This is a genomic window from Pseudomonas orientalis, assembly GCF_022807995.1.
Lineage (GTDB): Bacteria > Pseudomonadota > Gammaproteobacteria > Pseudomonadales > Pseudomonadaceae > Aquipseudomonas > Aquipseudomonas orientalis_B.
In genome coordinates this window covers 4,104,127-4,120,574 of the sequence record NZ_CP094351.1, presented here as the reverse complement: position 1 = coordinate 4,120,574, position 16,448 = coordinate 4,104,127, and the positions used below count along the sequence as shown (strand labels likewise).

Here is a 16,448-nt window from a genome sequence, read left to right as displayed (position 1 = left end):
GAAGGAAATTGGGCAGATGCCCGTGCTAGACGTGTGCAAGGATACCGGCGAATGCCCGGGGGCGAGGCCCGTTCGTCGATTGGTGCGAGAATCAAGGTGCTGCGGGATGTGTTTCGGGCTCTAGTCCTAGCGCCTTGAAGGCAAGACGCTTAGGGACCAGGTGCGTTGCGCAGGTATTACTTCTTGCCCAGGCTGATCTGCTTGGACGGGCCGAAAGTCTGGCCGCTCACGCCCTTGGCAATTTGCTGGATTTCGCCACCGGACTTGAGAAACGCAGCAATCTGGTTGTTGATCGATTCGCTGGTTTCAACGGCGGGAGCTGGCTTTGCTTTGCTGTTGGATGCTTTTACGCGCATGGCGGCCACTAACCTGTAGAAAATTAACTTGGCCAGGCATCGTACAGGAAACACTTGACAATTGCTTGGCAAATATCTCCGAGGAATTAAATGTTGCGTCTGCAAAAGACCGAACCTGATCAACGAATTAATCCGCTAACTGACTGTTTTAACTAAAAAGTCTGAGAAGAACAGGCGCGTGTCGTCGGCGAAATTCGCGGGATTGATCAGACGAGCGGGGCGGTGCCATTGGAGCGCCATGTGAGCCTGCGGATTTTTCAGGCGCGCGCGCGTGCCTCGCCTAACTCGGGTAGAATATCGCCCACGCAATGAGGGTATCTGGAAATGGCTTTAGTCGGGCGCTACAACAGCTTGCAAGTGGTTAAACACACTAACTTTGGTTTGTACCTGGACGGTGCGCAAGACGGTGAAATCCTCTTGCCTAATCGGTATATCCCCAAGGATATTCCCAGTGAAGATGAAGACTGGCTTAACGTTTTCATTTATCTGGACAGTGATGACAAACTTATCGCCACCACTGAAAAACCCAAGGTTCAAGTGGGCGAATTTGCCAGTTTGAAAGTGGTGGAAGTCAACAGTATCGGCGTATTCCTCGATTGGGGGCTGCCCAAGGACCTGTTGCTGCCCTATTCGGAAGAAAAACGTCAGTTGAGCGCCGGTGAATACTGCGTGGTGCATGTCTACCTCGACAAGCACACCAGACGTATCACCGCCACCGCGCGCCTTGATCGCTACCTGGACAAAACGCCGGCCAATTACCAGGTGGGGCAGGAAGTCGACCTGTTGGTGGCCGAAGCCACGGACATGGGTTTCAAGGCGATCATCAATAACAAGCACTGGGGCCTGATCCACAAGAACGAAGTGTTCAAATTCCTGCGCCCAGGCAAGGAAGAGAAAGGCTTTATCAAAGAGATTCGCGCCGATGGCAACATCAGCCTGAGCCTGCAGCCGGTCGGCCAGGAAGCGGCCTCCAGCCTCAACTCGAAAATCCTCGCTAAATTGCGTGACAACAACGGCACCTTGCCGGTCAGTGATAAAAGCGATCCGGCCGTCATCAGCAACTTGTTCGGCGTGAGCAAAGGCAACTTCAAAAAGGCCATTGGCGCGCTCTACAAGCAGGGTCAGATTGTGATTCATGCCGATCGCATTGAACTAAGCTGAGTGCGGCTGGCTCTGCTGTAGGAGCATGCTTGCTCCTACAGTGGATTGGTTATATGCCCAAGAAAACCTTGTTTGCCTATCTCGGCACCCTGCTTGCCTTTCTGGTGCTGGACGGCGTCTGGCTAGGCGTCCTCATGGGGCCCACTTATAAAAGCCTGCTCGGCTCGCTGATGCTCGATCAGCCCCGCCTGTTGCCCGCCGTTGTGTTTTATCTGCTTTACGTTCTCGGTTGCGTGATATTCGTTGTCTTGCCCAGCGCAAGCTGGCAACGCGCTGCGCGTTTGGGCGCCTTGCTTGGGTTGGTGGCGTACGGCACTTACGACCTGAGCAATTGGGCCACGCTGCAAGGGTGGTCTGCCAGTCTGGCGGTAATGGACATGGCGTGGGGCACCGTGCTGACAGCGATCTGTTGCACCGTCGGTTATCTGTGTGCACAACGGGTGCGCCTATGATTGTGTACAGGATTGTCGTGCACCTTTGCTGCGCGTAACGTTCCTTTCCATTCCTTAATAAGCCCTTTGGAGCACCCTTTTGTAGGGATTGTGTGCCGTTGGCACGCATTCTGCTGACTGTCTCGTATACAACCTGTGCCGCCCACCGTATGCATCCGCTACGGCAGCGCAGGTCGATATGTCGAGGAGCCCAGCGATGACAGAACAATTGCCCAAAGGCTACAGCTCGCGGCTGTATAACCATGACCTGGGCCCCCTGCCGCAAAAGTGGACCTGGTACAACATCTTCGCCTTCTGGATGAGCGACGTGCACAGCGTCGGCGGCTATGTGTTCGCCGCCAGCCTGTTCGCGCTGGGGTTGGCGAGTTGGCAGGTGTTGATCGCCTTGCTCGCAGGCATTTGCATTGTGCAACTGATCGCCAATCTGGTCGCCAGGCCGAGTCAGCAAGCGGCGGTACCTTATCCAGTGATCTGTCGGCTGGCGTTTGGCGTATTTGGCGCGAATATTCCTGCGGTGATCCGTGGCCTGATCGCGGTTGCCTGGTACGGGATTCAGACGTATCTGGCCTCAGGTGCCTTGATCATCGTGGTGCTGCGCTTTTTCCCGTCGATGGCTGTGTATGCCGAGCCGCATTTTGCCGGTTTGTCTTACCTGGGCTGGTTCGGTTTTCTCACCCTGTGGGTCTTGCAAGCCGCCGTATTCTGGGCCGGCATGGAGTCCATCCGCCGTTTTATCGACTGGGCCGGCCCGGTGGTGTACGCGGTGATGTTTGCCCTGGCCGGTTGGATTGTCTGGAAAGCGGGCTGGGCGAATGTCAGCTTTACCCTGGCGGAAAAATCGCTGTCCGGCTGGCAGGCGTTCGGCCAGGTGATCGTGGCCACGGCGCTGGTGGTGTCCTACTTCTCCGGACCTACGCTGAATTTTGGCGATTTCAGCCGTTATTGCCGCAGCATGCAGGACGTGCGCCGTGGCAACTTCTGGGGGCTGCCGGTGAACTTCCTGGCGTTTTCCCTGGTAACCGTGGTGATCGTCTCGGGCACCCTGCCGGTATTCGGCGAAATGCTGCATGACCCGATCGCCACCGTCTCGCGTATCGACAACAGCATGGCCGTGTTGCTGGGCGCCTTCGCTTTCGTGACCGCCACTATCGGCATCAATATCGTCGCCAACTTTGTCTCGCCGGCCTTCGACTTCGCCAACATCGCGCCGAGCAAAATCAGCTGGCGTGCGGGTGGAATGATCGCCGCCGTGGCGTCGATCTTCATCACGCCATGGAACCTGTTCAATAACCCGCTGATGATCCACTACACCCTGGATATCCTCGCCGCCTTTATCGGGCCGCTGTTCGGCATCCTGCTGGTGGATTTTTACCTCGTCAAAAAGCAGCAGATCGATGTGGACGCGCTGTTCGATGACAGCCCGAGCGGGCGCTATTACTTCGACGGCGGAGTGAACTGGACGGCGGTCAAGGCCCTGGTGCCGGCGACGCTGGCAGGCGTCGCGATCACCTTCACCCCGGCCTTGCAAGGCATGGCGAATTTCGCCTGGTTTACCGGCTGCTTCCTGGGAGGGCTGTTTTTCCTGGCATTGGCACGCCGCGAGCAGGTGCGTTTGCCGAGCCCTGTGGTCGCTGGCTGAGCAATACACCGCCCGCCGCCAGCAGGCCGCAACCGGCAATCACCAGCGCCGGTTGCAAGCCGCCGCTCAAGTGGCTGCTCACCGAGGCCAGCAGCGGCCCGCTCAATTGGCCGATGGCAAAGCTCGCGGTCAACAACCCGGTGCTGCGCTGGTAGCCATGGGGCGCTATTTCACGCAAGCGCGCCATGACCAATTGCATGCAAGCCAGAAACGGTGCACCGCACAGCAACACTCCCAGCGCCAGGCCCCAGCCATTGCCCAACAGGCAGGTGAATACACCGGCCGCTTGCAGCCACAGCGTGGTCATCAGCCAGCGCCGGGTGGTGTTCGGGTCCTTGCGCCGCAGGCTGGCAATCACCACGCCCATCGCTGCGGCCAGGCCAAAGCACGGCCAGAACAAGTCGGCCTGCCAGGCGCCCTTGAACTGCGCACTGGCCATCTGCGACAGGAACGTCGCGGGAATGATGTAGCCCAGACCGTACAGGAAGTAGATCCAGCCCAAGTGCGCGATGCTGCCGTTACTGCCAGCGCTGGAGGCGGGTGCAGCCAGCGTGGTCGGCTTCGGCAGGAAGGGCAGGATGGCCAGCAGCATCACCAGTGCCACTGCGCCATACACCAGCCACAGCGTCGCGGAGTTTTGTCCCAGCAGGTTGGAGCCCAGCGCCAGCAATCCGGTGAGCAAAATGCCCAGGCCAGGCCCTGCGAACACCAGCGCTCCCAGGCGTGGCCTGCCGGCGGCGATCGCCAACGGCTGGCTCAGGCTGGTAATCATCACCAGGGCCCAGGCGCTGGCGACACCGGTGCCGAAACGCAGCAGCAGGTGGGGCCAGAAACCTTGGGCCCAGAAGGACGCCAGGGTCAACAGCACGCAGAGCCACAGCCCGCCGTACAAGCGCCCCTTAATATGACGATGGCTACGGGCGAATATCGAGTCCACGGCGCCTGCGAAGTAACCCAGATAATTGGCGGCCGCGATCAGCCCGGCTCCGGTCAGGTCGATCTGGCCTTCGCTGAGCAAATGCGGCATTTGCGGGGTAAGGGCAAAGCGGCCAATGCCCATGGCCATCATCAGGGCGACAAAGCTGGCGGTTAAGCGGATCAGCGGTGACATGTTCAAGTGTCCTGCGAAGAAGCGAAGACCGTCAGGCTAAAGCGGATTGACTTTCTGTAAAAATGAATAATAGTGAGCAACTTGTTCAGTTTTGGAGAAAGGCATGGAGTTCAGTCAACTGCGCATCTTCCAGGCGGTGGCGGAGGAGGGCTCCATTACCCGCGCCGCCGAGCGCCTGCACCGTGTGCCATCCAACCTGTCGACCCGGCTCAAGCAAATGGAGGAACAGCTCGGCGTCGAACTGTTTGTGCGTGAGCGCCAACGCTTGCAGCTTTCTCCCGCGGGCAAGGTGCTGCTGGACTACAGCACACGCTTACTGGCGCTGCACGACGAAGCCCACGGCGCCGTGCAGGGCGGGCAGCCAGCCGGTGATTTTATCCTCGGCAGCATGTACAGCACGGCGGCGATTCACCTGCCGAAACTATTGGCGCGTTATCACAAGGCCTACCCCATGGTGAACCTGCAGGTGCAATCCGCGCCGAGCGGGGAACTGCTGGAAGGCTTGATCACCGGTCGGCTGGATGCGGCGCTGGTGGACGGTCCGTTGACAATTGCCACGCTCGATGGCGTGCCGCTGTGCGAAGAACGCCTGGTGATCATTTGCGAGGCGGACCACTCGCCGGTGCGCGGCCCTCAGGACGTGGCCGGTCGCTCGGTGTTCACCTTCCGCCGCAGTTGCGCTTATCGCACCCGCCTGGAGACCTGGTTTTCCCACGAGCGCGTGGCCATGGGCCGCGCCATCGAGATCGAGTCCTACCAAGGCATGCTCGCCTGTGTCATCGCTGGCTCGGGTGTGGCATTGATGTCCGAATCAATGCTCGACAGCCTCCCCGGCAAGGACAGTGTGTCCGTTCATCCGCTCACTGGGCCTTTTGCCACTGCCACCACCTGGTTGATGTGGCGAAAGGGTATGCTCGGCGCTAACCTCAATGCATGGATCGAGCTGCAGCAGGCGAGTCAGGAAGAGAGTGCGCAGGACAGGCGCGAGATTGCTTGAACGATCCGACAGGATTCAGATCCATTCAGTAATAGTTCGTTGTGGTTTTGCGCAAGCAATACGTAGGACTTAGGGCTACCATAAGTGTAGGAAAAGGCGGCAGAACTGACGCCTACTCGCATTACCCTCAAAGGGGGGCAAATCATGAAAGAGAAAATCCAAACCTGGCTCCATGACCTCGGCGTTGCGCTGGGCTTGATCGAGCCTCCGCTGCAGCCGGTACCGATTCGTACCGACGACGAACAGCGCCGCCCTCGTCGGCGTTGAACTCAAGCCAACCCGGTATTCGTGTGGGAGCGGGCTTGTTCGCGATGCGGTGAATCAGTCGATAAATAATTGACTGGTTTGGCGTATGTGCGAGCGAGCCCGCTCCCACATTTTTTTGTGTCAGGCAAGACGAGAGGGCAGGGCGCCTCACATCTATCGCATCCAAGTGTCGGAATTGGACTACTCGTTCGTCAGAATTGGCTGGCTTATTCAGTTTCAAAGATGAGCGTACGTTGAATTCCGTTACGGAATTTCATGAGTTGTTGCAATTCTTTATGGAACGATCATAAAGACCTCGGAATAGAGAACGGCTGCTTCCGTAACTCCAAACTTTATAAATCCTCTCCTTGAGGCATTACTAAGTCAGAGTTATTGGAGGCAAAGCCATGACGCGCTCTCCCGTTCCGCCAGTCGCCGCATCCTTGATCGCTACAATCGAAAGCATTTTACATATCGCGCCGGTCTCCGGGTGCTGGAAGGCTGACGCTCCCGACAACATCGTGTTTGTCTCACCGACAATAACCAAGCAGGCGTTGCTCACCCAGATCGGGCTTTTGCGTCCAGCAACAATCGTTGTCGGGGACCAGGCCATGGATGCAGACGTCATAGACATGTGGCGTTCAGCCCACCCCTTCGGAAACCTGCATCTGATTCGCAGGGGTACAAGCCTGGATAAGGTTCGACTGGACCTATGCGCATCCAGCGGGATTCAAGTTGCCAACACGCCCGGTGTGAACGCGCCGCATGTCGCCGCTTATATTGCGCGCTGGCTGACCCTGGCCGATGGCTCGATACCCCGTGACATCTGCGTGCTGGGATATGGCAATGTCGGTCAGGAACTTGTCACGTTACTCCTTGATCGAGACCCGGATGTTCGAATTAAGGTGTTAAGTCGCTACCCTTCGGCACCTGGCAGGAAAGTCTTCCAAAACAGCCGCGTGTCATTTGTAGTCGACTGGTTTGAGGCGATGAAGGGGAGCCGTGCAGTCGCTCTATGTTTATCTCTGACTAATGACTGCGCCCATCGCATTGACCGCGCCCTTATTCAAAGTCTGCACAAACAGGCCCGCGTGGTTTGCGTCGCCAAACCGGACGTCTTCAGCGATGACGCTTTGCGGACCTTGGCGCAAGCCGAAGGTATCCAGCTCGTATTGGACTATGGGCCCGCCACACTGGACGCGTTTCGAGTGCGTGCGCAAAAGCTCGGTTATAGTGTCTGCACGTGGCGCAAACCGGCGACGCTGACGGCGCAGGCGGCAACTACCGAAGACTGCCAATGCGATCTCGACTATGCCGTCGCAATCCAACTGAGCTTGACGGCTTTGCACGGCCTTGTGACGCGCAAACTTGCGCAGTCATTGACTATCCCCGCTCAGCAGATAGAGCCCGGTGCGCCACGCGTGTCGATCATCGGCAGAGGAATCAACGGCCTGCTTCAAGCCGTGATGTTTCGCCTGGCCAATTATCAAGTCGACGTATACGGCGGCAACCGGCAGAGCGATGGCGCCAGCCACAAGCAGGTGAACATGCGTCACCTGTCAGCGACGGAGACGACGGCAAAGCCGCTGCATAACCCGTACCTGCTGCCCGGAAACCAGCATTTGGCCGTTGAGTGCAACCGAGCAGGCATTGAGTTGTTTGAAAAACTTCTGGCCGATAACCCGTCGCTGGCACCCTTTGCGCGCACGGGGATTGTACGAGCCTACATGGGGTATGCCACTGACGTAGAGGACGCGATACGCGAGCAACGCGATATTGAAAGCCGGCCTTGGCCGAGCGGCAAGCCAGGAGATGAAGTTGCAGAGATCAGTCAAACGCAATTCCAGGCAAGTTATGGCGTTCAAGGCGTCTGTCGCGCTATAGAAGTATCCGGCTACGAGGTGGCATTCGACGATCTGATTCTGGAGTTGGAGAGGCTTTTGCAGCGTGCGGGGGTTCAGTTTCGGTCCAGGCTTTTGACGTCGGAACACATTAGTGAGCTGAGCAAAGATCACTTCGTTGTCACTGCCATGGGCGTAGAGGAGCCCAACGTAATCGCGATCATCGGCTGGTTTTTCAAACTGCCCGTGATCGGAAATGAAGGGGCCGAAATGTGCGGACTCAAGCTGCAGTACGATCTACCCGTTGGTGTCATGAACTGCCGCCTGGACGGGGATTGCATTCTTGTCTCCGGCGGGCAGGTTCCGCCTGGATCAACGCTTGAACAAAAGGAGCGAGTACTCGCGGCGTGCCTTGCTGCTATTTCTCGACATTTTCCACAGTCTTACCGCATAGCGGTCGAAAAGAGTGACCTGCAAATAATCGAATGTGCGAGGCCGGGCACTTCAGATGGGCTTTCGATCGTGTATTGGTCCGCCTACCATCAAATCGTGGCCGGAGGCACATATGCCGGCGGCACTACCCAAGGATTGGTGTGGGCGTCTCTGGTTCAGGAGATCATCCTGGCCAGAACGTCTGACCATTGAAGGGCAAAAAAACGGGTGCGACATTTGAAGTCGCACCCGCTGAAGAAACCGCTTTAAAGCCCGGACGGGATCAAGCCATCCCTGCCACCACCGCCCCCGGTTTTCGCGACACCACACTCACCAGCACAAAACTCACCAACGCCACCGCGAGGCTGTAATAGATCGGGGTGTTTGCATCCAGCCCATCCTTGAACATGCATACCAGAGCGGTCAGGGACCCCAGGGTCATGGACGTGATCGCTGCGGCGGTGGTCGCGCGTCTCCAGAAGATCGCTCCGATCAGCGGGATCAACATGCCGCCCACCAGCAGGTTGTAGGCCAGGGTCAGGGCGCTGATCACATCGTTCACCACCAGTGCGATGCCCAGCACGGCCATGCCGGTCAGCAGGGTGAACAAGCGGTTGACGCCCAGGCTCGACTGCTTGCCGCCGCGCAGACGTGGCAACAAGTCCTCGGTCAGCACAGTGGACGCGGCAAGCAAGGCGGCGCTGGCCGTGGACATCATCGCCGCCAGGGCGGCGGCAATTACCAGGCCCCGGATGCCGTCCGGCAGCGAGGCTTTGACGATGGCTGCGAACGCGTTGTTGACGTTATCCAGGTCCGGGATCAGCACATGCGCCGCCATACCGATCAAGGCGCATGCCAGGCCATAGACAATGCAATAAAACCCGGCGAAGGTGCCTGCGTACCGGGCAACTTTTTCGTCGCGGGCGGTGAACACGCGCTGCCAGATATCCTGGCCGATCAGGATGCCGAAAAAGTAGATCATGAAGTAGGTCAGGATCGTGTCCCAGCCGATCGCGGTAAAGCTGAAACTTGATGCCGGCAGCTTGGCCACCAGTTCATCCCAGCCGCCGACGCGGTACAGGCAGATCGGCAACAGGATGAACATCAGCCCCACTGTCTTGATCACGAACTGCACAATATCGGTCAGGGTCAGTGACCACATGCCGCCGATGGTCGAATACACCACCACCACACCACCGCCCAGCAGCACCGAGATCCAGAATGGCAGGCCGAACAGCACCTGCAGCACAGTGCCGATGGCCAGGATCGATGTCACCCCGATCATCAGCGCGTAGGCCAGCATAATCACTGCGCTGGCCTGGCGCGCCATGGGGTTGTAGCGTTTCTCCAGGACTTGGGTGACGGTGAAGATTTTCAGTTTCAACAGCGGCTTGGCCAGGAACAGGTTCAGCGCAATGATCCCCGCGCCCAGTGCGGCGCACAGCCAGAAACCGGAAATACCGTGCACATAACCCAGGCGCACGGTGCCGACGGTGGAAGCGCCGCCCAATACGGTGGCGGCCATGGTGCCCATATACAGTGATGGCCCCAGATTGCGCCCGGCCACCAGGTAGTCTTCATGGGTCTTGGCGCGGCGCATGCCGTAGTAGCCGAGCACGAGCATGCCGGCGGCGTAGATGAGTACGACGAATAGATCCAAAGCCATGACGGTGATTCTCCGATTATATTTTTTATGGACGATCAGGCGGCAGTCGGCTCGGCAAACACGCGAGCCAAGGTCAGGTACATCTTGATCGGGGATCTGCGATCCCCTTGTTGTCAGTGTTTTATTCTGTTCAAACCGATTTCTTGCTCATCAGCGATGCGCAACGCCGGGCAATACACAAAGCATTTCATACAGCAGGTTGGCACCCAGCAACGAGGTGTTGCCGGTGGTGTCATAGGGCGGTGACACTTCCACCAGGTCACAACCAATCAGGTCCAGGCCCTGGCAGCCACGAATGATTTCGATCGCCTGGATGGTGGTCAGCCCGCCGATTTCCGGCGTGCCGGTGCCCGGCGCCCAGGCCGGGTCGATGCCATCGATGTCGAAGCTCAGGTATACCGGGCCACCGCCGACTTTTTCGCGCACTTCGGCCATCAACGGCGCAAGAGAGTGATGCCAGCACTCTTCGGCCTGGACCACACGGAAGCCCTGCTTGCGGCTCCAGTTGAAGTCTTCGGCGGTGTAGCCCTGGGCGCGCAGGCCGATTTGCACCACGCGGTCGCAATCGAGCAAACCCTCTTCTACGGCGCGGCGGAAGGTAGTGCCGTGGGCGATTTTCTCGCCGAACATATGGTCGTTGACGTCAGCGTGGGCGTCGATGTGCACCAGCCCGACCTTGCCGTGTTTCTTGTGAATCGCCCGCAGGATCGGCAGGGTGATGGTGTGGTCGCCGCCCAGGGTCATGGGGACGACGTCGTGCTCGAGGATGTCATCGTAGGCTGCCTCGATGATGCGCACGGCGTCGAGGAGGTTGAAGGTATTGATCGGCACATCGCCGATATCCGCAACTGACAGCGAATCGAACGGCGCAGCGCCGGTGGCCATGTTGTACGGGCGGATCATCACTGATTCTGCGCGAATTTCCCGAGGCCCGAAGCGGGTGCCGGCGCGCAGTGAGGTGCCGATGTCCAGGGGCACGCCGATAAACGCCGCGTCCAGGCCCTTGGCCGTTTGCAGGTGGGGCAGGCGCATCATGGTGGCGATGCCGGCGAAGCGCGGCATTTCGTTGCCGCCCAGTGGTTGGTGGTAAATCTTGTCCACGGGATTGCCTCATCGTTGTTGTGTTTGTTGGCGGTCGATTCTGCGAAAAGCAAAGACGGGGAAGAATCGGCAGCTGCAAATACTTAGTTCAGATTTTTCTAAACTAATGCAGGCGGGTAGACTGCAGGCATTGCTATCCGGAACTCACCATGGTCAATGCCTTGCCCGACCTCAAACTCCTGCGCATCTTCGTCAGCGTCGTGCGCCACCAGGGGTTCGCCAATGCCCAGCACGCGCTCAACCTGTCGACGTCAGCCATCAGCACTTATATGAGCCAGCTGGAATCGGCGTTGGGCCTGGTGCTGTGCCACCGTGGGCGCGGCGGCTTCAGCCTGACCAGCAAGGGCGAGCTGTTTTATCAGGAAACCTTGCGTTTACTGGGCGAACTGGAAGGCTTCGAACAATATGCCGCCGCCTTGAAGGGCGAATTGCGCGGCACGCTCAAGCTCGGCGTGCTCGACTCCACCGTCAGCGACAAAGCGCTGCCGTTCGCCGAGGTAATCGGCGCCTACAGCCTCGAACACCCGGCGGTGCATTTGCATCTGTCGGTGATGAGCCCTTATGAACTGCAACTGGGGGTGCAGGACAATCGCCTGGACCTTGCCATCGGCGCGTTCTCAAACCGCATGAGCGGGCTGATCTATATGCCGCTGTACCGCGAGCAGCACTGGCTGTATTGCAGCACTCGACACCCGTTGTTCAACGAGCGGCGCATCCCCGAGCAGGTCATCACCCAGCAACGTATGGTGGGGCGTGGTTACTGGAGCCAGGCCGAACTGGCGCGCCACGGCTTCAAGCACAGCGCCGCTACTGTGGAAAGCATGGAGGCGCAGTTGATCCTGGTGCTGTCCGGCGCCTACGTCGGCTACTTGCCCGAACACTACGCCCAGGCCTGGGCCGACAAGGGCGACCTGCGCGTGCTGCTGCCGGCCACCTTTGGCTATCAGGCGCCGTTTTCGATGATCATGCGCCGGGGGCGAAGCCGCGAGCCGCTGATCCAGACCTTCCGCGATTTACTTAAAGCCCAGCTCAACCAGGCCTGAAAAACATGTCCAGACCCCAGTGTTCCCGTTGTCTCAGGCCCATCAGCCACTGCTTGTGCCCGCTGATTCCCCGTCTCGACAGTCGCACCCGCGTGTTGCTGCTGCAGCATCCGAGCGAGGTCAACCACGCGCTCAATACCGCGCGACTGGCGGCGTTGGGGCTCACCCATGCGCAACTGGTGGTGGGGGAAGTGTTCGATGATCTGGAGACGTTATTGAATCCGCCCGGTTATCAGGCGCGTCTGTTATTCCCGGCCGATGATGCGCACCCTTTGCAAGCCTATGAGCCTGGTGATCAGCCGCTACTGCTGGTGGTGCCCGACGGCACCTGGCGCAAGGCGCGCAAACTGCTGCACCTCAACCCTTTGCTGGCAGCCTTGCCCCGTGTGACGTTGCCCGCCGGCGGCGTTTCCCGGTATCGGCTGCGCAAGGCGCCCGGGCCTGGCGCTTTGTCGACGATAGAGGCGATTGTGCAGGCATTGCAGGTGTTGGAAGCACCGGTATCGTTTGAGCCGCTGCTAAAACCCTTCGAGGCGCTGATCGAAGGGCAGATCTCGGCGATGGGTGAAGCGGTGTTTCAGCGAAATCACGCGCAATAAGAAGCCTCATTCCGACACGAGTTTTGAGTAGGCAATCGGTTTTTTTGCCCCTGTTTTCAGGATCGAACTGTTGTCATGTTGATCATCAGGTCGATAGAAATAAAACGCGTCGCCACCCTCCGGCGTTTTTTTATACAGCATCTGAATACCTACACCGCCCAGCAAGATGCTGGATTCCAGCAAGACTTTCCGCGCGTCATCAACGTTGTCACATTTGAAAAACGTTTCGGCTTGCTTGCTCAGCTCGAGGAGTACGTGGGAGAAGTCGCGATTGTCGCCGTATTGCCTGAAGTCTGAAGTGGAGGCGTGGATGGCCTTCCTCCCTGATGCGGCAAGTTCGACGATCGGTGCGCGCAAATCCCACAGGATCCCGTCGTAGCCTTGAAACCCATTGCCCTCCACCAGACTGCGCAGATTGTTCGTGGCGTTGGTTTGATACTTCGCGTTGGGATCTTTGAGGGAGAAGTCCTCCTTCATGTTTTCTTTGCCGAACAAGTCCGCTGTTTTGATGCCGGGAGCGATGTTTATTCCGCTCAAGCCACGCTGCTCGGCCTCAGCTTTCAACTCCTTGAGCGCCTCGTGTTTGAACGAACAGAAAATGATGCTTTCCGGGGCAAGTTTCTGCATGTTCCGCCCACCCTGTTCCACGAGATCAAGCATGGAAGACACGGCGGTTTCATCTTTCAGTTCGATATTGAGAATGACCGGTTTTTTGCCGTAAGCAATGAGTGTCTGGTTCGCATCGTTGACCAGTTCGATAACTGACGACAGCGTAGGTGTGACTTCACCCTTGCGCCCAATAGGGATTTTTTGCAGTTCATCGGCTGTCTTTTGCCCAACCAGATAGGACGCCTTGGTTTCGCCATCGGGCAGTTTGGCGCCGCTGCGATCAGCGCCGAACGCGTTACGCCAGATCTCATCGTCATGGGTGACCATCACGGTGCCGTCTTTGGCTTTGAAAATATCGATTTCAACCGCATCGGCGCCTTGGACAATCGCAGCTTTGATTGCTTGGAGGCTGTTCTCAGGATGAAATGTCTGCGGAAATGTCGAGCCAAACACGCTTGTTGGGCCCGTTCCGCGATGGGCGGTCAGCATCAGGTTGTGGCCGGTGCGTTCTTTGAGAAGTTCGCTGTGGCCTCGAGATTGAAGCATTTGCTGTACGTCATCGGCACTCAGACGGGTCAGGGCGCCGCTATCAGCTGCAGAGCCTGGCGACGGTCGCAGGCTGACGACATCAGACGTTGCGGGCGGGAGTCGAGACGTTGCGAGGAGAGTCATGGTTTCGCCCTGTCTTTGGATAGTTCAAATCCCTGTCGGCGTGATCAACCTGGCTGCCCGTGATGGCCAGCGTCCTTGTTGCCTCGGATAAGTGGTTGGCCGGGGCGCTCAGTTCCTTGGCCCGATTCGGGTGAAACACAAAGCGTTATAGCTTTACCTTATAAGCACCACACTTTGCGTGATATGGCCTGCCAGTCTTTCCCGGTATGATGTCCGCCCCCGCAGTCTGGATTGCGAATACGCCATGACCTTGCAGTACCCCACAATCGCCGATTGCGTCGGCAACACGCCCCTGGTCCGCTTGCAACGCATGGCGGGTGAAACCAGCAATACCCTGTTGCTCAAGCTCGAAGGCAACAACCCCGCCGGTTCCGTCAAGGACCGTCCAGCGCTGTCAATGATTACCCGCGCCGAACTGCGCGGGCAGATCAAGCCGGGGGATACGCTGATCGAAGCCACCTCGGGCAATACCGGGATCGCCTTGGCCATGGCCGCCGCGATCAAGGGTTACAAGATGGTGCTGATCATGCCCGACAACGGCAGCGCCGAGCGCAAGGCCGCGATGACTGCGTATGGCGCGCAACTGATTCTGGTCACCCAGGAAGAAGGCATGGAAGGCGCCCGTGACCTCGCCGAACGCATGGCCGCCGAAGGTCGTGGCGTGGTGCTGGACCAGTTTGCCAACGGTGATAACCCCGAAGCGCACTACACCAGCACCGGCCCGGAAATCTGGCGCCAGACCCAGGGCACCATTACCCATTTCGTCAGCTCCATGGGCACCACCGGCACCATCATGGGCAATTCGCGCTACCTCAAGGAGCAGAACCCGGCGATTCAGATCGTCGGTCTGCAACCGATGGAAGGCGCGGCCATACCCGGTATCCGCCGCTGGCCCGAAGAGTATCTGCCGAAAATCTACAACGCCACGCGCGTGGACCGCATCATCGACATGGCCCAGCGCGAAGCCGAGGACACCACCCGGCGCCTGGCCCGTGAAGAGGGCATCTTCTGCGGCGTGTCCTCCGGTGGCGCCGTGGCCGGTATGTTGCGCTTGTCCCAAGAGGTGGAAAACGCGGTGATCGTCGCGATCATCTGTGACCGAGGCGACCGCTACCTGTCGACCGGCATTTTCGACGAACCCAACTGATGGCCAGGCACGAGAAAGGCCTGCGCTTCCAGCCGACCGGCGGTAGCCGGGCCCCGCAGATTCCGGTGGGCAAGAAGCAACGCTTGACCATCGAGCGCCTGGCCAACGACGGGCGCGGCATCGTGTTCTTCGAAGGCCGTACCTGGTTCGTCAACGGTGCGCTGGCCGGCGAAGAGGTGGAGGCGCGGGTACTCGGCACCCACGGCAAGGTGGTCGAGGCGCGCACCGAGCGGGTGTTCAAGGCCAGCGAATTGCGTCGCCCGGCGCCCTGTGCGCATTTTGGCCGCTGTGGCGGCTGCAGCGTGCAGCACCTGCCCCATGCCGAACAACTTGCGCTGAAACAGCGCATGCTCGCCGAGCAATTGTCCCGTGTGGCCGGCGTCGAACCGCAAGCGTGGGCGGCGCCGCTGAGCGGTCCGGAATTCGGCTACCGGCGCAGAGCTCGCGTGGCCGTGCGCTGGGACGCCAAGGCCAGACACCTAGAGGTCGGTTTTCGTGCCGTGGCCAGCCAGGACATCGTCGCCATCGATGAGTGCCCGGTGCTGGTACAGGCCTTGCAACCGATCATGCAGCGGCTGCCGACCATGCTGCGTCGCTTGAGCAAACCTCAGGCGTTGGGGCATGTGGAATTGTTCAGTGGTACGTCCATCGCCGTGTTGCTGCGGCATATGGCACCGTTGTCCGAGGCGGACATGCAGGTGCTGAAAGAATTTTGCAGCTTCCATGATGCCCGGTTGTGGCTGCAGGGCGAGGGCCCGCCGGAGCCGGTCGAGCCGGGTAACGCGCTCGGTTTCCGCCTGGAGGCATGGGGTCTGGAGCTGGCGTACCGGCCGGGTGATTTTGTGCAGGTCAACGCTGGGGTCAACGAGGCGATGGTCGCCCAGGCCCTGGACTGGTTGGCGCCGCAACCCGATGAACGGGTGCTGGACCTGTTCTGCGGGCTGGGCAATTTTGCCCTGCCACTGGCCAGGCAGGTACGCGAAGTGGTTGCCGTGGAAGGCGTGCAGACCATGGTGGAGCGCGCGGCACAGAATGCCGTGAGCAACGATTTGCATAATGCGCGTTTTTTTCAGGCCGATTTGTCCCAGCCCCTGACTGATGCGGAATGGGCCAAACAAGGCTTTTCTGCGGTACTCTTGGACCCACCGCGCGACGGTGCCCAGGAAGTTGTGCGCAGACTTGCCACCCTGGGGGTCAGGCGCCTGGTGTATGTGTCCTGCAATCCGGCGACGCTGGCGCGGGACACGGCTGAGTTGGTCAAGCAAGGCTACCGGCTAAAGCGTGCCGGGATCCTCGACATGTTTCCGCAGACCGCGCATGTCGAGGCCATGGCGTTATTTGAAGCGGGCTAGGATGCCCGTTTAATCCGACTGGCC

General features: G+C 59.1%; 15 protein-coding genes. 10 read left to right on the top strand and 5 right to left on the bottom strand.

Going from position 1 to position 16,448, the window contains the following annotated elements:
* Positions 1–176: 176 nt before the first annotated feature.
* Positions 177–356 (bottom strand): hypothetical protein, encoded by a 180-nt coding sequence (locus MRY17_RS18255; protein WP_017527541.1) that lies wholly within the window; start codon positions 354–356, stop codon positions 177–179.
* Positions 357–680: 324 nt separating this feature from the next.
* Between MRY17_RS18255 and MRY17_RS18250 the strand changes: the two genes are divergently transcribed.
* The 3 genes from MRY17_RS18250 to MRY17_RS18240 all read left to right on the top strand — a co-directional run bounded on the left by MRY17_RS18250 (position 681) and on the right by MRY17_RS18240 (position 3,608).
* Positions 681–1,517, top strand: coding sequence for a CvfB family protein (locus MRY17_RS18250; protein ID WP_065884480.1), 837 nt, complete (start codon positions 681–683; stop codon positions 1,515–1,517).
* A gap of 53 nt (positions 1,518–1,570) precedes the next feature.
* Positions 1,571–1,969 (top strand): DUF2177 family protein, encoded by a 399-nt coding sequence (locus MRY17_RS18245; RefSeq protein ID WP_191952163.1) that lies wholly within the window; start codon positions 1,571–1,573, stop codon positions 1,967–1,969.
* Between the two features lie 196 nt (positions 1,970–2,165).
* Positions 2,166–3,608 (top strand): NCS1 family nucleobase:cation symporter-1, encoded by a 1,443-nt coding sequence (locus tag MRY17_RS18240; protein WP_243352632.1) that lies wholly within the window; start codon positions 2,166–2,168, stop codon positions 3,606–3,608.
* Here the strand turns inward: MRY17_RS18240 and MRY17_RS18235 are convergent.
* Complete coding sequence (locus MRY17_RS18235) at positions 3,520–4,719, bottom strand: YbfB/YjiJ family MFS transporter (protein WP_191952161.1); 1,200 nt, start codon at positions 4,717–4,719, stop codon at positions 3,520–3,522. The genes MRY17_RS18240 and MRY17_RS18235 overlap by 89 nt on opposite strands.
* Positions 4,720–4,822: 103 nt before the next feature.
* Here MRY17_RS18235 and ptrR point away from each other — a divergent pair, with 103 nt between their 5' ends.
* From ptrR to MRY17_RS18225, 3 genes are all read left to right on the top strand, one after another.
* Entirely contained in the window at positions 4,823–5,716 is an 894-nt protein-coding gene (gene ptrR, locus MRY17_RS18230; RefSeq protein ID WP_191952160.1) for a putrescine utilization regulator PtrR, read from the top strand.
* 144 nt (positions 5,717–5,860) lie between these two features.
* Positions 5,861–5,983, top strand: a complete 123-nt coding sequence (locus MRY17_RS26450) for a PA1414 family protein (protein WP_017737772.1) — start codon at positions 5,861–5,863, stop codon at positions 5,981–5,983.
* Between the two features lie 386 nt (positions 5,984–6,369).
* Entirely contained in the window at positions 6,370–8,448 is a 2,079-nt protein-coding gene (locus MRY17_RS18225) for an FAD-dependent oxidoreductase (RefSeq protein WP_243352631.1), read from the top strand.
* 70 nt (positions 8,449–8,518) lie between these two features.
* Here the strand turns inward: MRY17_RS18225 and MRY17_RS18220 are convergent, their stop codons facing one another.
* Together MRY17_RS18220 and speB are read right to left on the bottom strand one after the other, a co-directional pair.
* Positions 8,519–9,901: a sodium:solute symporter gene (locus MRY17_RS18220; protein WP_181285039.1), complete on the bottom strand. Its 1,383-nt coding sequence runs from the start codon at positions 9,899–9,901 to the stop codon at positions 8,519–8,521.
* 150 nt (positions 9,902–10,051) lie between these two features.
* Positions 10,052–11,002: an agmatinase gene (gene speB, locus MRY17_RS18215; protein WP_243352630.1), complete on the bottom strand. Its 951-nt coding sequence runs from the start codon at positions 11,000–11,002 to the stop codon at positions 10,052–10,054.
* Between the two features lie 149 nt (positions 11,003–11,151).
* Here speB and MRY17_RS18210 point away from each other — a divergent pair, with 149 nt between their 5' ends.
* Together MRY17_RS18210 and MRY17_RS18205 are read left to right on the top strand one after the other, a co-directional pair.
* A complete protein-coding gene (locus tag MRY17_RS18210; RefSeq protein ID WP_243352629.1) occupies positions 11,152–12,045 on the top strand; it encodes a LysR family transcriptional regulator in 894 nt (297 codons plus the stop codon).
* Positions 12,046–12,050: 5 nt separating this feature from the next.
* The gene (locus MRY17_RS18205; protein WP_243352628.1) at positions 12,051–12,644 is read left to right on the top strand and encodes a tRNA-uridine aminocarboxypropyltransferase; all 594 of its coding nucleotides are present in this window, start codon (positions 12,051–12,053) and stop codon (positions 12,642–12,644) included.
* Positions 12,645–12,650: 6 nt separating this feature from the next.
* Here MRY17_RS18205 and MRY17_RS18200 read toward each other — a convergent pair whose 3' ends face one another.
* The gene (locus MRY17_RS18200; RefSeq protein ID WP_181285043.1) at positions 12,651–13,925 is read right to left on the bottom strand and encodes a glycerophosphodiester phosphodiesterase; all 1,275 of its coding nucleotides are present in this window, start codon (positions 13,923–13,925) and stop codon (positions 12,651–12,653) included.
* Between the two features lie 244 nt (positions 13,926–14,169).
* On the opposite strand from MRY17_RS18200, the gene cysM reads away from it, so the two are divergent.
* Positions 14,170–15,072 carry a cysteine synthase CysM gene (gene cysM, locus MRY17_RS18195; protein ID WP_191955576.1) on the top strand — a complete coding sequence of 301 codons (903 nt, stop codon included), beginning with the start codon at positions 14,170–14,172 and terminating at the stop codon, positions 15,070–15,072.
* Positions 15,072–16,424: a 23S rRNA (uracil(1939)-C(5))-methyltransferase RlmD gene (rlmD, locus tag MRY17_RS18190; protein WP_191955577.1), complete on the top strand. Its 1,353-nt coding sequence runs from the start codon at positions 15,072–15,074 to the stop codon at positions 16,422–16,424. Before cysM ends, rlmD begins: the two co-directional genes overlap by 1 nt.
* The last annotated feature ends 24 nt before the right edge of the window (positions 16,425–16,448 follow it).